Here is a 16,848-nt window from a genome sequence, read left to right on the forward strand (position 1 = left end):
AGGTCAGAAAAAAGAGGCGTTATTTCGGGCGTATATCCCTGTTAGTCCCTCGCCGTGCGCCTTTAGAGTCCAACCGAACAGGAAGGTCTGCCCCATGAAAATCACCGTCGACGTCGATTGCACCCCGGAAGAGGCCCGTGCTTTCCTGGGCCTGCCGGACGTAAAGCCCATGCAGGATGCCCTGATGCGGCAGATGCAGGACCGCATGAGCGCCAACCTGGCCGCCATGGACCCGGACGCCCTGCTGAAGACTTGGCTGCCCGTGGGCATCCAAGGGTTCGAGCAGATGCAGAAAATGATGTGGAACCAGATGACCTCCGCCATGGGCGGGGGCAAGGACGCGAAGTGACCGATCCCGCACCCTATTTCGACCGTCACGTTTTCTTTTGCACCAATGAGCGCGCGCCGGGCCACCCCCGGGGATGCTGCAAGGAGAAGGGTTCCGAGGCCCTGCGCGACCACATGAAGGCCGCCGCCAAGGAAGCCGGCCTGGGCAAGAAGGTCAGGGTCAACGCCGCCGGCTGCCTGGACCGGTGCGAACTGGGACCGACGCTGGTCATTTATCCGGAGGGGGTCTGGTACACCTGTGCCACCACCGGCGATGTCGATGAAATTGTGAAGACTCACCTGGTGGAGGGCGGCCGGGTGGCCCGCTTGATGCTATATCCGGATGAGAAAGTGCCGGCGCACCGCGCCCGCAAAGCCGCCGCCGCAGACTGACCCCGCACCCCATGTCCCTTTACAGCACCGATACCATCTTCGCCCTGGCCTCCGCCCCCGGACGGGGCGGCGTCCAGGTCATCCGCTTGTCCGGTCCGATGGCGGGGCCGGCGCTGTCCGCGCTGACCGGGCGGCCCCTGCCTCCAGCCCGTCGCGCCACCCTGGCCCGATTGAAGGGCAAGGATGGCGAGGTCTTCGACCAGGCGCTGGTGCTGTGGTTCCCGGGGCCGGACAGCTTCACCGGCGAGGATGTGGCAGAGCTGCATCTGCATGGCGGCCGCGCCGTGCTGGCCGCCGCCAGCGAGGCGCTGACCGCTCAGGGCTTGCGTTTGGCTGAGCCGGGGGAGTTCAGCCGCCGCGCCTTCGAGGCCGGTAAGCTGGACCTGACCGAGGCGGAAGCCATCGCCGATCTGGTCGATGCCGAGACGGCGGCCCAGCGGCGTCAGGCCCTCCGCCAGATGGACGGGACGCTGGGGGCGCTGTACGAGGGCTGGCGACATCGCCTGGTGCGGGCGCTGGCGCATCTGGAGGCGGACATCGATTTTCCGGATGAGGATTTGCCCCATGGCCTGGCGCCGGCGGTGGTCCCCGTCCTGACCGGCCTGTACCAGGAAATTGGCGCCCACCTGGCCGATGGTCATCGTGGGGAGCGGCTGCGCGACGGCTTTTCCATCGCCATCCTGGGCGCGCCCAATGCCGGCAAGTCCAGCCTGCTGAATGCCCTGGCGCGGCGGGACGCGGCCATCGTCTCCTCCACCGCCGGCACGACGCGCGATGTCATCGAGGTGAACCTGGACTTGGGTGGCTTCCCCGTCATCCTGGCCGACACCGCCGGCCTGCGTGACGCCGCCGACGAGATCGAGCGTGAGGGCATCCGCCGCGCGCTGGCGCGCGCGGAAAAGGCGGACCTCAAGCTGCTGGTGCTGGATTGTTCCACGTGGAACATCGGCGACATGGCGGAGGCGACGTTGGCCTTGGCCGACGGCGACGCGCTGGTGGTGCTGAACAAGCGCGACCTGTGTACCTACGTGCCATCCATGGTCGCCGGCCGCACCGCCATCGCCGTGTCCGCCGCCACCGGCGAAGGGCTGGCGGATCTGCTGGCGGCCCTGGAACGTATCGTCGGCGATCGCCTCATGCCGGGTGCCGCGCCGTCCCTCACCCGTGCCCGCCATCGCAAGGCCCTGGAGGATTGCCGCGCCGCCCTGGCGCGGGCGCTGAGGGCCGACCTGCCGGAGTTGGCAGCGGAGGATGTTCGCCTAGCCGCCCGCGCCCTGGGCCGTATCACCGGCCGGGTGGACGTGGAGGACCTGCTGGACGTGATCTTCCGGGACTTCTGCATCGGGAAATGAACTGTCCACCCTATGTTTCACGTGAAACATGGGATGGACGTGGATTCATGGCGGTCATCCTCTGGTGCCCTTTGACTCGCCCGGCCGGGGCCCCTAAAGTCCGGCGCCATGCACACTTATGACGTCATCGTGGTTGGCGCTGGCCATGCCGGTTGCGAAGCGGCTGCCGCCGCCGCGCGGCTGGGCGCCCGCACTGCCCTATATACCCATCGCCTCGATACGGTCGGGGAGATGAGCTGCAACCCGGCCATCGGCGGTTTGGGCAAGGGCCACCTTGTCCGTGAGATCGATGCCATGGACGGCGTCATGGGCCGGGTGACCGACCGTGCCGGCATCCAGTTCCGCGTGCTGAACAAATCCAAGGGTCCGGCGGTCCACGGGCCGCGCGCCCAGGCGGACCGCAAGCTGTACCGCCAGGCCATGCAAGCCATCCTGGCCGAGCAAGAGAACCTGACGCTGGTGGCCGCCGCCGTCGAGGACCTGGTGATCGATGCCCATGGCCGCGTGGCCGGCATCGTCACCGCCACCGGTGAAACGGTCATGGCCGGGGCCGTGGTCCTGACCACCGGCACCTTCCTGCGCGGCCTGATCCACATTGGTGAGGAGAAGATTCCTGCCGGCCGCGTGGGTGAGGCGCCGGCCCTGGGCCTGTCCGACACGCTGCTGCGCGTGGGCTTTCCCCTGGGCCGGCTCAAGACCGGCACGCCCCCGCGCCTGGATGGCCGCACCATCGATTGGGCCAGCCTTGAGATGCAGCCGGGCGACGATCCACCCCCGCCCTTCTCCTACCTCACGGACAAGATCACCACGCCGCAGGTGCCCTGCCACATCACCTGGACCAGTGCGCGCGTCCATGAAGTCATCCGCGCCAACCTGCACCGCGCGCCCATGTATTCCGGGCAGATCGAGGGCATCGGCCCGCGCTACTGCCCGTCGGTGGAGGACAAGATCGTCCGCTTCGCCGACAAGGAGCGGCATCAGATTTTCCTGGAGCCGGAGGGCCTGGACGACGACACGGTCTATCCCAACGGCATCTCCACCTCCCTGCCCCGCGATGTGCAACTGGAAATCCTGAAGGCTATCCCGGGGCTGGAGCATGTCACCATGCTGCGCCCGGGCTATGCCATCGAATACGACTACGTCGACCCGCGTGAGCTGGGCCCCACCCTTGAGACCCGCCGCCTGCCCCGCCTATTCCTGGCGGGCCAGATCAACGGCACCACGGGGTATGAGGAGGCGGCGGCCCAGGGCTTGGTGGCTGGCCTGAATGCGGCCCTGGCCGTGTCAGGGTCGGCGCCCTTCGTCTTGGACCGTGCCGAATCCTATATCGGCGTGATGATCGACGACCTGATCACCCGCGGCACGTCTGAGCCCTACCGCATGTTCACCAGCCGGGCCGAATACCGCCTGCTGCTGCGGGCCGACAACGCCGATCAGCGCCTGACGCCGCGCGGGCTGTCGCTGGGCTGCGTGGGTGAGATGCGCGCTGCTGCCTTCGGTGCCAAGCTGGCAGCCCTGGACCATGCCCGTCACCTGGCCGGTACCCTGTCCGCGACGCCTAATGAACTGGCCAAGCATGGTCTGACCATCAACCAGGACGGCGTTCGCCGCAGCGTGGCCGACCTGCTGCGCTATCCCGACATCGACTTGGCCCGCCTGGGCGCCATCTGGCCGGAACTGAATGGCTTTTCGCTGGAGGTCGCCGAGCAGGTGGAGATCGATGGGCGCTACGCCGGCTATCTCGACCGGCAGGAGGCTGACATCCACGCCTTCCGCCGGGATGAAGCCCTGGCCTTGCCGGCAGACCTGGATGTGGACGCCATCGCCTCCCTATCCGCGGAAATCCGCACCAAGCTGCGCCAGGTGCGTCCCGCCACCTTGGGGGCCGCCGCCCGTATTCCCGGCATGACGCCTGCGGCGCTCACCGCCTTGCTGCGCCATGTGAAAAAGCGCCCTGCCCGCTTGGCCAATGGCACCGCCAACACCGACGACACCACGAGTGCCGCATGACTCCAGCCGATTTCGCCAGCCGGTTCCGTGTTTCACGTGAAACATTGGCCCGGCTCACCGTCTATGCCCAGTTACTGGCCAAGTGGAACCCCGCCATCAACCTGGTGGCCAAGTCCACCGTGGCGGATGTCTGGGAACGCCACATGGCGGACAGCGCCCAGCTGTACGCCCTGCTGCCCCCGGGCACGCGTACGCAGGTGGACATGGGCAGCGGCGCTGGGTTCCCGGGCTTGGTCATGGCCATCCTGGGTGTGCCGGATGTCCACCTGATCGAGAGCGACACGCGCAAGGCCACCTTCCTGCGTGAGGTGGCGCGGGCGACGGGAACGCCGGTGACCGTGCATGCCCAGCGCATCGAACAGGCGCCGGAGATCGCGGCCGACGTGGTCACGGCCCGTGCGCTGGCCGCGCTACCGGAACTTCTGGACTGGGGCTACCGCTTCCTGAAGCCGGGTGCCAAGTGCCTCTTCCTGAAGGGCAGGACGGCCCCCGAGGAATTGACCCTCGCCGCCCAATCCTGGACAATGACCGTCTCCCAAGTCCCCAGCATGACCGACCCGTCGGGGACCATCCTTATCCTTGGTGAGATTGCCCGTGCCCGCTGACGCCCCGACCCCCGCGCCCAAGCGTGCGCGCATCCTGGCCCTTGCCAACCAGAAGGGCGGCGTGGGCAAGACCACGACCACCATCAACCTGGGCACGGCCCTGGCGGCCACCGGCAAGCGCGTGCTGATCGTGGACAACGATCCCCAGGGCAACGCTTCCACCGGCCTGGGCATCGGCCGTACGGAACGCGGCACCGGGACCTATGAGCTGCTGTTCGGCGAGACGACGGTGGAGGCCTCGGTACGCGGCACCAGCATCCCCAAGCTGTTCGTGGTCACCGCGTCGGCCGACCTGTCGGGCGCGGAGCTGGAATTGGTGGAACTGGAACGGCGTGAGTTCCGCCTGCGCGACGCGCTGACCAGCGCCACGGCCGACTATGACTACATCTTGATCGACTGCCCACCAGCCCTGGGGTTGCTGACCCTGAACGCCCTGGCGGCGGCCGATTCGGTGCTGGTGCCGTTGCAGTGTGAATTCTATGCCCTGGAAGGCCTGTCGCAGCTGATCCGCACCATTGAGCGGGTGAAGCGCACCTTCAACCCGGCCCTGGAAATCCAGGGCGTGGTGTTGACCATGTTCGACCGGCGCAACAACCTGTCCGACATGGTGGCCGCCGACGTGCGCGGCTTCTTCGGCGAGAAAGTGTATGAGACGGTCATTCCCCGCAATGTCCGCGTCTCCGAGGCGCCCAGCCACGGCAAGCCCGTGCTGCTCTATGACCTGAAGTCGGCGGGCGCCCAGGCTTATATTCATTTGGCGGGAGAGGTTTTGAAGCGTGAGCGTAACCGGCAGTCAGTCCATGGATGAGATGAAGAAGCGCAGCAACCTGGGGCGCGGCCTGTCCGCGCTGTTTGCCGAGGTGGCGGACGAGCAGGAGCCGGTGGAAAAGGGACGTCCGCCCCGGACGCTGCCCATCGAGCTGCTGCACCCCGGCCGCTATCAGCCGCGCCGCCACTTCGATGAAGAGGCCATCCGCAGCCTGGTGGACAGCGTCCGCGAGCGCGGCGTGCTGCAGCCCATCCTGGTACGCAAGGTTGAGGAAGCGGCACCCGGCGGCAACGCCCGCTACGAGATCATCGCGGGTGAGCGCCGCTGGCGCGCCGCCCAGTTGGCCGGCCTGCACGAGGTGCCGGTGGTGGTGCGGTCGCTGACCGACCGCGAGGCCCTGGAAATCGCGCTGGTGGAAAACATCCAGCGCCAGGACCTGACACCTCTGGAAGAGGCCGAAGGCTTCCAACGCCTGATGGATGAGTTCAACCACAGCCAAGAGGATCTGGCCCGCGCCGTGGGCAAGAGCCGCAGCCATGTTGCCAACATGCTGCGGCTGCTGGCCCTGCCCGACGCGGTGAAGGCGCTGGTGCAGGACGGCAGTCTGACCATGGGCCATGCCCGTGCCCTGCTGACCGCGGCTGACCCGCTGGCCCTGGCGCGTGAGGTGGTGAAGCGCGGCCTGAACGTGCGCCAGACGGAACAGCTGGTGAAGGACGCCGCCAACCCGGTCGCCCGTCCGGCGCCCGCGCCCAAGACGGCCGACACCCTGGCCCTGGAAAAGGAGCTGGCGGCCGAGCTGGGCCTGAAGGTGGCGCTGAAGGCCAAGGGCCAGGCCGGTAGCCTGACCGTGCATTACAGCAACTTGGACCAGCTGGACGGGCTTCTGGCCCGCCTGAAGCACCAGCACTGAGACCCACTCGGTCCCAGGAGCAAAAAAGCGTCGGCAATGACAGCACTGCCGGCGCTTTTTGTTTGGCAGGACTCAGCCGCCCGACCTGCGGGCGAGTTGCGCCACCTGGAAGAAAGCGCGGGCGCACAGGGTTTCATCCGGCATGTTGGTGCGCTTGCAGTCGGCCTCCGCATCCATCAGGCGGTCCAGCGCCAGGGCCAGGTTGGGCAGGTTCCAGCGCCGCACCTGGTTGGTCACCTGGTTTTCCATCTTGAAGAACACCGGCGGCCGCAGGGCCTTCACCGCCTGCTGCGCCGTCTGCCCCCGTGTGGTGTGGTAGACAGCCATCTGCAGGCGCTGAAAGTGGCGCTGGGCGCTGCGCAGGATGGGGACGGGGCTGGTCCCCTCCGCAAACAAGCGGCCCAGCGCCCGGTCGATGCTGGCGATATCGCCGTCGGCGGCGGCCAGGGCCGGCTCATCCATGTCCAGGGCGGCGCTGTCGCCGATGACGGTGCGCACGTCCTCCAGCGTCACGCGGCTGGCGCCCATCATGTAGATGGCGAGCTTGTCCACCTCCCCCCGGGCCACGGCGCGGTCGCCCACCAGGTTGGCGGCCAGCCAGTCACGGGCATCGGTGTCGATGGTCAGCTTATGCTCCCCCAGGATGCGGCCGATGGTGACCGCCAACTCCCCCTCCTCCTCCACATAGCAGGCGATGGCGGCGGCCTTGTCATCCGACTCGAACAGCGCGCGCAGCTTGCTGGATTTGCCGAGGTCGCCTGCCTCCACCACGCACAGGGTGTCGCCGCTGGGTGGCTGCTTGAGCAGGGCCTGGAAGGCCACGGTGACCGACTCGTCGGCGTCGCGCACCCGCACCAGACGGCGGCCGCCGGTCAGGGCCATGGCGGCCATTTCGTCATTCAGGCGGGCGCCGTCGCCGCTGATCTGGTCGGCCTTCAACTCGCTGACACGGAAAGGGTCCTGAAGGTCGCTGACGATGGCGCGCGACAGGGCCTGGCCGCGTTCGCGCACCAGGCCGGTGTCGGGGCCGTACACCAGCACGGCGATGATGCCGGCCGTGGGGTTTTTGCAGAAGCCATCGGCGTTGCGGGGCTGAACCTTCACGGGCGCCTCCCGGGAGTGAAAAGGGCCGCCCCTGCCGGGGGCGGCCCATAAGCGCGAGCGAGACTAAGGGACTTACTGGTCCTTGGCCGATTGCACCACCGACCCGCGGTCGAAGTACAGCGCCAGGCGGGTGGTGATCTCCTCCGCCACCTCGGTCAGGGCGCGGTCATAGGCGTCCTGCTCGGTGACCATGGTGGAGTATTGCGCCTCGGAGATGTCGTAGCTGACGATGGACCGGCTGGAGGTGCGGTACAGCGTCTTGCCCGTCTTGTTGTCGATCAGCTGGTAATCGGCCAGGACGTGCAGGCGGGCGCGGGTGGCGGTGGCGTCGCGCTGGATGCCCAGATCTTCCTTGTAGGAGTTCAGGCGCACGTTCAGGCGGTAGTCGGGCTTCGCCGGCCGGCCGGCATCCTGGTAGAACCGGTCGATCAGGTTGTTGCGCAGGACCTGGCCGATGCGGTCGGGGATGATGTCGATCGACACCGACTCCATCTGCGCGCGCGTCGAGGGCTTGCCCGACAGGCTGTGGTCGCCATAGACGGTGTGGAAGCCGCAGGCGGACAGGGCCAGGGGCCCCGCCACCAGCATCGCACCCAGCACCGCCTTGCGGACGGCGGTCTTGAGGACGCCGTCAGACAACAACATTGATCACCCGGTTGGGCACGACGATGACCTTGCGCACGGGCTTTCCCTCCAGGGCGCGCTGCACGTTGGGCTCCGCCAGGGCCAGCGCCTCGGCCTCTTCCTTGGCGATGTCCTTGGGCAGGTGCAGGGTGGCGCGCAGCTTGCCGTTGACCTGCACCGCCACGGTGGCGGTGTCCTCGGTGGCCAGGGCCTCATCCGCCACCGGCCAGACCGACTCGACCAGCAGGGTGTCATGACCCAGCACGGACCACAACTCCTCAGCCAGGTGCGGCATCATCGGACCGATCAGGCGCACCAGCACCTCCAGCCCCTCACGCAGCACGGCGGCGTCGCCTGCATCGGCGCCCGCCTTGGCATCCAGCTTCTCCAGGGCGTTGGACAGCTCGCGGATGCGGGCCACGGCCTTGTTGAAGCGGAAGCGTTCCAGATCCTCGCCGATGGCGGCCACGGTCTTGTGCACCATGCGGCGCGCATCGGTGGCCAGCGGCGACAGCTCGGCCGGGATAGGCGTGCCGGCGGGCGGCAGGGCCACGGACGGCTCCGTCACCAGGCGCCACAAGCGGTTGATGAAGCGCCAGGCGCCGTCGATGCCGGCCTCGGTCCATTCCAGGTCGCGGTCGGGCGGGCTGTCGGACAGCATGAACAGGCGGGCGGCGTCGGCACCGTAGGTGTCGATGATGTGCGCCGGGTCCACCACGTTCTTCTTGGACTTCGACATCTTGATGATGGGGCCGACGGTCACCGGGCCGCCGCCCTCGCGCTGCACCGACTTGCCATCCACCACGTCCACGTCGGACGGCAGCAGCCACTTGCCCTCGGCGTCCTGATAGGTGGCGTGGGTCACCATGCCCTGGGTGAACAGGCCCTCGAACGGTTCTTTCAGGTCGGTGTAGCCGACATGGGACAGGGCGCGCGTCCAGAAGCGGGCGTACAGCAGGTGCAGCACCGCGTGCTCGATGCCGCCGATATACTGGTCGACCGGCAGCCAGTAGGCCGCCTCGTCCCGGTTGAAGGCCTGGTTCTCGACGCGCGGGCTGGCGAAGCGCAGGAAATACCAGCTCGACTCGATGAAGGTGTCGAAGGTGTCGGTCTCGCGCACCGCCGCCGTGCCGCAGGTGGGGCAGGCCACATGCTTCCACGTCGGGTGGCGATCCAGCGGGTTGCCCGGCTGGTCGAAGGTCACATCGTCCGGCAGGGTGACGGGCAGCTGGTCCTCCGGCACGTGCACCAGACCGCAGCTGGGGCAATGGATGACCGGGATGGGGCAGCCCCAATAACGCTGGCGCGACACGCCCCAGTCGCGCAGGCGGAAGATGGTGGTGCGCTGGCCACGGCCCATTGCCTCCATGCGCTCGCCGGCCGCCTGCTTGGCGGCCTCCACGTCCATGCCGTCCAGGAACTGCGAGTTGCGCAGCAGGCCCGGGCCGGTATAGGCCTCTGGACCCACGTCGAAGGTCGCCGGATCCTCACCCTCGGGCAGCACCACGGGGGTGACCTTCAGGCCGTACTTGCGGGCGAAGTCCAGGTCGCGCTGGTCATGGGCCGGGCAGCCGAAGATGGCGCCGGTGCCGTATTCCATCAGCACGAAATTGGCGATGTAGACCGGCAGTTTCCACCCGGGCACGAAGGGGTGCTCGGCGGTGATGCCGGTGTCATAACCCTTCTTCTCCGCCGTCTCGATGGCCTCTTCCGAGGTGCCGACGCGGTTGCAGTCGGCGATGAACTCGGCCACGGCCGGGTTCTTCTCCGCCAGCGCCAAGGCGATGGGATGGTTGGGGGAGATGCCGACGAAGCTGGCGCCGAACAGCGTGTCGGGCCGGGTGGTGAACACCTCGACCTCAGGCTCGCCCTGAAACACGTTGGGGGTCACGCCTTCCGGGGCGGTCAGCTGGAAGCGGAAGCGCAGGCCGGTGGACTTGCCGATCCAATTCTCTTGCATGATCCGCACTTTTTCCGGCCAGCGGTCCAGCGTGGCCAGGGCCGACAGCAGGTCGTCGGCGAAGTGGGTGATCTTCAGGAACCACTGCGACAGCTTGCGCTTTTCCACCAGCGCGCCGGTGCGCCAGCCGCGACCGTCCACCACCTGCTCATTGGCCAGCACGGTGTTGTCGACGGGATCCCAGTTGACCCAGCTTTCCTTGCGGTAGGCCAGGCCAGCCTTCAGGAAGTCCAGAAACATCTTCTGCTCGTGCCGGTAATATTCCGGACGGCAGGTGGCGATCTCGCGGTTCCAGTCGATGGCCAGGCCCATGGACTGCAGCTGGCCGCGCATGGTGGCGATGTTCTCGTACGTCCACTTGCCGGGGTGGACGTTGCGCTCCAGCGCGGCGTTTTCCGCCGGCAGGCCGAAGGCGTCCCAGCCCATGGGATGCAGGACGTTGAAGCCCTTGGCCCGCTTGTAGCGGGCGATCACGTCGCCGATGGTGTAGTTGCGGACGTGGCCCATGTGGATGCGCCCCGAGGGATAGGGGAACATCTCCAGGACGAAATACTTCGGCCGGGCAGGGTCTGCGGAAACGGCGAAGCTGTTCCGGTCGGCCCAGGCCGACTGCCACTTCGCCTCGTTTTCCCTGACATTGTACCGGGACATGGAAAAACCGCCTTCTCTCGGGTGTCGCGCCGGCCATCAGCCCGAAGGGGCCGGGGCGTCACCCCCTCCCGGCGGGCGCCGGGGCGTTGCGAGAGGAGACAGTCGCCCGCCGGCGATGAATCAGCTTACTTGGAGGGGCCCTGCTGGATGCGCAGCTGCCGCGCCCGGGTGAGGACGGTGTCCTCAAGCTGGCTGTTGGTTTCGGCGGCCACGGTGGCGTCGCGCCACTGGCCGTTCTGGTCGACCTGGCGGAACACGGTCACGCGCACGCCGTCGGCGCGAAGCGTGCTGTCCAGGACATACAGGTTGATCTTGAACCGCTCGCCCGGGGTGCTGGGCGGGCTGTACCAGTCGGTGATGATCACGCCGGTGTAGGGGTCGGCCGAAATCAGCGGCAGGAAGCCGATGGTGTCCAGCGACGCGCGCCACAGGAAGGCGTTGACCGTCGGGCCCACCGCCTGCACGGCGGTGTTGGACGTGCCGACCGGGCCAGAGGTGTTCTGGCGCATCAGGATCGAGACGGGCTTGGGCGCGGCCTTCGCGTCGTCGTCATCGCCCCAGCCCAGCCAGGAGCAAGCGGACGTGGAAAGCAGAAGTCCGGCAACCAGGAGGGAGCGGCCAATGAGAAAAGCGGAGCGCGACGGCATGTGATTGTCACCCAGGGTCACGAGAACGGTTCCTTAGATCAAAAAAGCCGCTGGGACGCAAGGCCGGCCAAACGGGGCGGCCAAGTGTAACATCGGCGCGCGGCAGGACTGGTGGCGGTGGACGAAAACCTAGAAACGGAATTCTACCACGGCGGTGGCCACGTTACCTGTCGGGCGGGGGCTGGACTGGCCCGCCATCGCGCTCTGGTTGCCGCTTTCCAGGTCCGCCGTCCAATGGATGAGGTCCAGGCCCAGGGTGGTGTCACGCCGCACCTTCCACGACAGGCCCAGGCCATAGGCGCGATAGGTGGTCCAGTTCTCGGTCTCGCTGCCGTGCCAGAACAGGGTCAGGCCATAGGGGCCATTCTCATAGGTGCCCTGCAGGGTGGCGCCCCGGGTCTCACCCGGCGCGTTGGCTGGGCGGTCGTGCGGCAGGCCGCTGTCGCCGTCGTCGAACAGCACGGCGCCGACGGTGAAGCCGCCATAGGTCAGGCCGCCGGCCAGGGTGACGGTTGAGGTGTCCTCCAGCCAACTGTGGGCGGCGTTGGCGTGGTTATAGGCCACGCCCACCTCATACTGGGTGGGGCCCCAATCGCCACGGTAGTTGACCGCCCCTTCCCAGAAGTTCGTCTCCGCCGGGATGGCGTACGGCGCCACGATGTCCTGGCCGAAGGCCCGGCGTTCCGGCGCGAAGGAGACGCCGGCCTTAAGGCCGAACAGACGCGGGGTCTCGTAATCGACCTTGGCGGCATCGTCGCTGTCGCGCCCGGCATAGGCGCGGCCCAGGGCCATGCCCGGCGGCCGAACCCGGGCGCTCTGCGTCCAGAAGCCGTCCATCTCCCCGCCCACCAGCAGGGGCAACAGGTCCGTCGCCCGCTCCGATGCGCCCCAGCTCTGGCCCAGGCGCACCTTGCCCCAGCCGCCGGAGGCATAGACGTAGGCCTGGTCGATGCCGATGCCCTGGCGGTCGGCGTTCCCCGGCCGGTCCGTGCTGCGCCCGGTGTTGCCGGAGCCGACGCGCAGCAGCGCGCCATAGATGACGCCGCTGTCGGTCACCGTCTCCACGCTGCCGGTGACGGCATAGGCGCCGACCGCGTCCCAATGGCCGTCGCCCGCCGCTGGCCGGTCGGTGCCCACCACTCCACCCTGGGCAACGCCCGACAGGTGGTAGTCGACCTCGGCCCGGGCCGCGTGCAAGGGCGTCAGCAGGGCGACGGCGGCGCAGAGGGGGATGCCAAGGGGGATGCCGAGGGCGACGGGGATGCGGCGGGTCATCGATGGCTTCCGTGTCCTGAATGCGGCGGGACAAGTGATATAGGCGACGATTGCCGACACGGGAGCCTTGCCTTGGCCGGCGCGGCGCAGGAAAGTCGCGCGTGCCCGGGCCCGACCGGCCCCCCGGATCATGCCTGGGCACGCTTTACCGTTGATCCCGTCCGCGCACAACCGCCCATACACAACCGTGGCCCCATCATGACCCGCGCCAGCAAGCCCCCCGCCCCGCCCGCCCCGCCCGTGGATGCCGACGTCGCCACCCGCCTCGCCACCGTGCGCGGCGTCATCGACGGTGCCGCCCGCGGCGTGGGCCGCGATCCGGCCACCATCAGCCTGGTGGCCGTGTCCAAGGTGCAGCCGGTGGAGAAGATCCGGGCGGCACTTGAGGCCGGCCAGCGGGTATTCGGCGAAAACCGGGTGCAGGAGGCCAAGGCCAAGTGGACCGACCTCAAGGCCGAGTACCCCGACGTGGAACTGCACCTGATCGGCCCGCTGCAGACCAACAAGGTGAAGGATGCCGTGGCCCTGTTCGACGTCATCCAGACCGTGGATCGCGAGCGCCTGGCCGAGGCCCTGGCCGCCGAGGGCAAGCGCCAGGGCCGCCTGCCCCGCCTGCTGGTGGAGGTGAACACGGGCGAGGAGCCGCAGAAGGCCGGCATCGCCCCCGCCGACGTGCCCGCCTTCCTGGCCGCCTGCCGCGACGCCCACGGGCTGGAGATCGCCGGCCTGATGGCCATCCCGCCGGCGGAGGAAGAGCCGGCCATGCACTTCGCGCTCTTGGCCGACCTGGCGCGCAAGGCCGGCCTGCCCGAGATCTCGATGGGCATGAGCGGCGATTACGACCTGGCGGTGCGCATGGGTGCCACCCAGGTACGCGTCGGCACCGCCCTGTTCGGGGAGCGGGTGAAGCCGGTCCAGGAAGGGGCCGAAGCGGGCGAAGGCTGAGCCATCCCGGGAAAATCAGCCTTGCGCGGGATGGTATGAAAAGGCACTTGCCGAGGGGCGCGTGTCTCTATATGGTCCCGCCCCATTCCGGACGGAGGGGTGGCCGAGTGGTTGAAGGCGCTCGCCTGGAAAGCGGGTATACGGCCAAAACCGTATCGTGGGTTCGAATCCCATCCCCTCCGCCATTTTCCCTGTAAAATTCGACCTTGACCATGCCGGCCTGCCCGAGGCCGGTAATGGTGGTCTCTACTCCATCGGCTCCTTGATGAAGTCGATGAAGGCGCGCAGGGGCGCCGGCACCAGGCGGCGGCCCGGATAATACAGGAAGGGTCCGGGAAAGCTCAGCCACCAGGGCTCAAGCACCGGTTCCAGGGCGCCGCTGTCCAGATGCGGGCGCAGCCAATCCTCGAACAGCATGATGATGCCGGCCCCGGCAACGGCGGCGTCAACGGCCAAATCCGTGGCCGTGCCCATACTGACCAGTAGGGGGCCTTTGGGATCGACGTGCACCGTCTCCCCCTCCCGCTCGAACTCCCACAGCGGCGCGGGCCCTTGGGTGAAGCGGCCACGCAGGCAGGCGTGGTTCAACAAGTCGCGCGGATGGTCCGGCCGCCCATGGCGGTCGAGGTAGGCGGGGGACGCGGCGGTGGCGAAGCGCTGCACGCGCGGCCCTATGGGCACCGCGATCATGTCCTGCTCCAACCGCTCGCCATAGCGGATGCCGGCGTCGCAGCCGGCCGCCAGCACGTCGACGAAGGTCTCCTCCGCGATCACCTCCAGCTCGATGTCGGGATAGGCGGCCAGGAAGCCTGGCACGATGGCGGGCAGCACCAGCCGCACGGCGCTGATGGGCACGTTCAGGCGCAGGGTGCCGGCCGGCCGGCCGCGGAAGCTGTTTACCACGTCCAGCGCCGTTTCCACCTCGGTCAGGGCGGGACCCAGCCGTTCCAGCAGGCGCTGTCCTGCTTCGGTGGGTGCCACACTGCGCGTCGTGCGGTTCAGCAGCCGCACGCCCAGTTGCGCCTCCAACCGGCTGACCGCCTCGCTGAGGCCGGAAGCGCTGGCGCCGGTAGCCCGCGCACCGTCGCGGAAGCCGCGGGCGCGCGCCACCGTGACGAAGGCGTTCAGGTCACCGAGATCGACTTTCATTGTTCGCTTTTCCGAACGGCCCGTTCTGACTGTGCCAGATTATCGTACAGGCAAGCGGTGCCTATCTCTACGGCATCTTCACCTCAATCAGGATGCCGATCATGAGCAACAGCACCTATATCCTCGGTACCCGCGCCGTGAACCGCCTGGGCTACGGCGCCATGCAGTTGGCTGGGCCCGGCGTGTTCGGTCCGCCCAAGGACCGCGATGCGGCGCTGGCCGTGCTGCGCGCCGCCGTGGCCGCCGGCGTCAACCATATCGACACCAGCGACTTCTACGGCCCCCATGTCACCAACCAGCTGATCCGCGAGGCACTGCACCCCTACGCCGACGACCTGGTGATCGTGACCAAGGTCGGCGCCCTGCGCGGGACCGACGCCTCGTGGAACCCCGCCTTCTCGCGCGAACAGCTGGTCCAGGCGGTGCATGACAACCTGCGCAACCTGGGCCTGGACGTGCTGGAGGTGGTGAATTTCCGCGCCATGTTCGACGTGCACGGTCCCGCCGAGGGTTCCATCGAGGCGCCCCTGACGGTGCTGGCCGAGTTGCAGGCCCAGGGCTTGATCCGCCACATCGGGCTCAGCAACGTGACGGCGGCCCAGGTCGCGGAAGGCCGGCGCATCTGCCGCATCGCCTGTGTGCAGAACCTTTACAACCTGGTCCACCGCGCCGACGACGCCCTGATCGACGACCTGGCCCGCGACGGCACCGCCTATGTGCCGTTCTTCCCGCTGGGTGGCTTCAGCCCGCTGCAGTCTTCCGCCCTGTCCGACGTGGCGGCCCGTCTGGGCGCCACGCCGATGCAGGTGGCCCTGGCCTGGTTGCAGCACCGCTCGCCCAACATCCTGCTGATCCCCGGCACCTCCTCCGTCGCTCATCTGCGGCAGAATCTGGCTGCGGCCGAGCTGCGGCTGACGGACGAGGTGATGGCCGAGTTGGACGCCATTGCCGGCTGATGCCTCAGGCGGTCGGCACTGTGCCGCCATCGATGACGTGTTCCGTGCCGCTGATCGCGGCGGCACGGCTTGAGGCAAGGAAGGTGATCAGGTCGGCCACCTCCTGTGGCTTGTTCGGGCGGCCCAGGGGAATGCCGCCCAGTGCCTTCATGATGATGGCCTTGCCGCCCTCGTAATCCGTGCCTGCGTCCCGGGCCAGGCGCTCGGCCAGGGCCACGGCGGCCTCCGTCTCCACCCAGCCGGGGGAGACGCGCACCACGCGCACGCCCTTGGGCGTCACCTCCTTCGACAGGCTCTTGCTGTAGGTCGACAGGGCGGCCTTGGCGGCGGCGTAGGCCGTGGTCGATTCCGGCAGGGGCAACTCATGCTGGATGGAGGTCACGTGGATGATGACGCCCCCGCCCCGCGCGATCATGCCGGGCAGCAGCGCCCTGTCCAGGCGCACGGCGGCCATGAGGTTCAGGTTCAACTCCCTCATCCAGATGTCGTCGTCCAGGGCGGCGAAGCCGCCGCCCGGCGCCGTCGACCCGCCCACGACATTGACCAGGATGTCCACGCCGCCCAGCCGGTCGAGCGCGGCCTGGGCCACTGTGGCGCAACCCTGCGCCGTGGTGATGTCGGCCGCGACGTACAGCACGCCCCCCTCCGGTGTCTCGGGCACGGTGCGGGCGGTGGTCAGTACGTGGGCGCCGTTGTCCCGCAGGGTGGCGACGACGGCGGCGCCCACGCCCTTGGTGCCGCCAGTGACCAGCGCGCGGCGGCCGGCCAATCCCAGATCGAAACTCATGGCGTGATCTCCAGGCCGCTGATCTTGTCGCTCTCAAGGGCGAAGGCGTAGCGCAGGGTTATGGGGCTGCCGGGGAAATTGCCGGCGACGTGGCTGGTGACGACCACCCGCCCATCGGCCTGGTCCACGGCAACGGGTGTGCTGGTGTAGATGTATTTGGCCGACGTGGCCGTCTTCCACGCGGCAATGGCGGCGGGGCCGTGATGGGCATGGCCCTCGTCCTTCACCACCGCCTGGTCGGTGAAGCAGGCCGCCACGGCGTCGCCGTCGGCCTTGTCCGCCGCGAAATAGGCGGCAATGGGGGGTGGCAGGGTCAGGGACATGGCGTTCCCCTCCTTCAGCTTGGTTGCGCTGAAAGGAAGGTGTCCATAGACTGATAAA

At 68.2% G+C, this 16,848-nt stretch carries 17 protein-coding genes and 1 tRNA gene; 10 read left to right on the forward strand and 8 right to left on the reverse strand.

What is annotated here, in order from left to right:
- Positions 1-94: 94 nt before the first annotated feature.
- The 7 genes from FBZ88_RS29060 to FBZ88_RS29090 all read left to right on the forward strand — a co-directional run bounded on the left by FBZ88_RS29060 (position 95) and on the right by FBZ88_RS29090 (position 6,369).
- Positions 95-349, forward strand: coding sequence for a DUF6489 family protein (locus FBZ88_RS29060; protein WP_040843426.1), 255 nt, complete (start codon positions 95-97; stop codon positions 347-349).
- Positions 346-720 carry a (2Fe-2S) ferredoxin domain-containing protein gene (locus tag FBZ88_RS29065; protein ID WP_145620479.1) on the forward strand — a complete coding sequence of 125 codons (375 nt, stop codon included), beginning with the start codon at positions 346-348 and terminating at the stop codon, positions 718-720. Before FBZ88_RS29060 ends, FBZ88_RS29065 begins: the two co-directional genes overlap by 4 nt.
- An 11-nt stretch (positions 721-731) precedes the next feature.
- Entirely contained in the window at positions 732-2,072 is a 1,341-nt protein-coding gene (gene mnmE / locus FBZ88_RS29070; protein ID WP_145620481.1) for a tRNA uridine-5-carboxymethylaminomethyl(34) synthesis GTPase MnmE, read from the forward strand.
- 108 nt (positions 2,073-2,180) lie between these two features.
- A complete protein-coding gene (gene mnmG, locus FBZ88_RS29075) occupies positions 2,181-4,082 on the forward strand; it encodes a tRNA uridine-5-carboxymethylaminomethyl(34) synthesis enzyme MnmG (protein ID WP_145620482.1) in 1,902 nt (633 codons plus the stop codon).
- A complete protein-coding gene (gene rsmG, locus FBZ88_RS29080; protein ID WP_145620483.1) occupies positions 4,079-4,687 on the forward strand; it encodes a 16S rRNA (guanine(527)-N(7))-methyltransferase RsmG in 609 nt (202 codons plus the stop codon). Before mnmG ends, rsmG begins: the two co-directional genes overlap by 4 nt.
- A complete protein-coding gene (locus FBZ88_RS29085; protein ID WP_004272466.1) occupies positions 4,677-5,495 on the forward strand; it encodes a ParA family protein in 819 nt (272 codons plus the stop codon). The genes rsmG and FBZ88_RS29085 overlap by 11 nt, the downstream gene beginning before the upstream one ends.
- A complete protein-coding gene (locus tag FBZ88_RS29090; RefSeq protein WP_145620507.1) occupies positions 5,488-6,369 on the forward strand; it encodes a ParB/RepB/Spo0J family partition protein in 882 nt (293 codons plus the stop codon). The genes FBZ88_RS29085 and FBZ88_RS29090 overlap by 8 nt, the downstream gene beginning before the upstream one ends.
- 72 nt (positions 6,370-6,441) lie before the next feature.
- On the opposite strand, the gene holA is transcribed toward FBZ88_RS29090, so the two are convergent.
- From holA to FBZ88_RS29115, 5 genes are all read right to left on the reverse strand, one after another.
- The gene (gene holA / locus FBZ88_RS29095) at positions 6,442-7,473 is read right to left on the reverse strand and encodes a DNA polymerase III subunit delta (protein ID WP_145620484.1); all 1,032 of its coding nucleotides are present in this window, start codon (positions 7,471-7,473) and stop codon (positions 6,442-6,444) included.
- A gap of 72 nt (positions 7,474-7,545) precedes the next feature.
- Positions 7,546-8,112, reverse strand: a complete 567-nt coding sequence (gene lptE, locus FBZ88_RS29100; protein ID WP_246138907.1) for an LPS assembly lipoprotein LptE — start codon at positions 8,110-8,112, stop codon at positions 7,546-7,548.
- Complete coding sequence (gene leuS, locus FBZ88_RS29105; protein WP_145620487.1) at positions 8,105-10,708, reverse strand: leucine--tRNA ligase; 2,604 nt, start codon at positions 10,706-10,708, stop codon at positions 8,105-8,107. Before leuS ends, lptE begins: the two co-directional genes overlap by 8 nt.
- A 125-nt stretch (positions 10,709-10,833) precedes the next feature.
- Entirely contained in the window at positions 10,834-11,376 is a 543-nt protein-coding gene (locus FBZ88_RS29110; RefSeq protein WP_246134389.1) for a DUF3576 domain-containing protein, read from the reverse strand.
- A 108-nt stretch (positions 11,377-11,484) separates the two neighbouring features.
- A complete protein-coding gene (locus tag FBZ88_RS29115; RefSeq protein WP_186464655.1) occupies positions 11,485-12,630 on the reverse strand; it encodes a porin in 1,146 nt (381 codons plus the stop codon).
- Positions 12,631-12,828: 198 nt separating this feature from the next.
- Here FBZ88_RS29115 and FBZ88_RS29120 point away from each other — a divergent pair, with 198 nt between their 5' ends.
- Together FBZ88_RS29120 and FBZ88_RS29125 are read left to right on the forward strand one after the other, a co-directional pair.
- Complete coding sequence (locus FBZ88_RS29120; protein ID WP_145620489.1) at positions 12,829-13,575, forward strand: YggS family pyridoxal phosphate-dependent enzyme; 747 nt, start codon at positions 12,829-12,831, stop codon at positions 13,573-13,575.
- 93 nt (positions 13,576-13,668) lie between these two features.
- Positions 13,669-13,760: transfer RNA gene (locus tag FBZ88_RS29125), tRNA-Ser, on the forward strand.
- Positions 13,761-13,821: 61 nt separating this feature from the next.
- Here FBZ88_RS29125 and FBZ88_RS29130 read toward each other — a convergent pair.
- Entirely contained in the window at positions 13,822-14,724 is a 903-nt protein-coding gene (locus FBZ88_RS29130) for a LysR family transcriptional regulator (RefSeq protein ID WP_145620490.1), read from the reverse strand.
- A gap of 101 nt (positions 14,725-14,825) precedes the next feature.
- Between FBZ88_RS29130 and FBZ88_RS29135 the strand changes: the two genes are divergently transcribed.
- Positions 14,826-15,680 (forward strand): aldo/keto reductase family oxidoreductase, encoded by an 855-nt coding sequence (locus FBZ88_RS29135; protein WP_145620491.1) that lies wholly within the window; start codon positions 14,826-14,828, stop codon positions 15,678-15,680.
- 4 nt (positions 15,681-15,684) lie between these two features.
- On the opposite strand, the gene FBZ88_RS29140 is transcribed toward FBZ88_RS29135, so the two are convergent.
- On the reverse strand, positions 15,685-16,467 hold the full coding sequence (locus FBZ88_RS29140) for an SDR family oxidoreductase (protein WP_145620492.1): 783 nt from the start codon (positions 16,465-16,467) through the stop codon (positions 15,685-15,687).
- Positions 16,464-16,790, reverse strand: a complete 327-nt coding sequence (locus tag FBZ88_RS29145; protein WP_145620493.1) for a nuclear transport factor 2 family protein — start codon at positions 16,788-16,790, stop codon at positions 16,464-16,466. Before FBZ88_RS29145 ends, FBZ88_RS29140 begins: the two co-directional genes overlap by 4 nt.
- Positions 16,791-16,848: the final 58 nt, after the last annotated feature.

This window comes from Nitrospirillum bahiense, from assembly GCF_007828025.1.
GTDB classification, from domain to species: Bacteria; Pseudomonadota; Alphaproteobacteria; order Azospirillales; family Azospirillaceae; genus Nitrospirillum; species Nitrospirillum amazonense.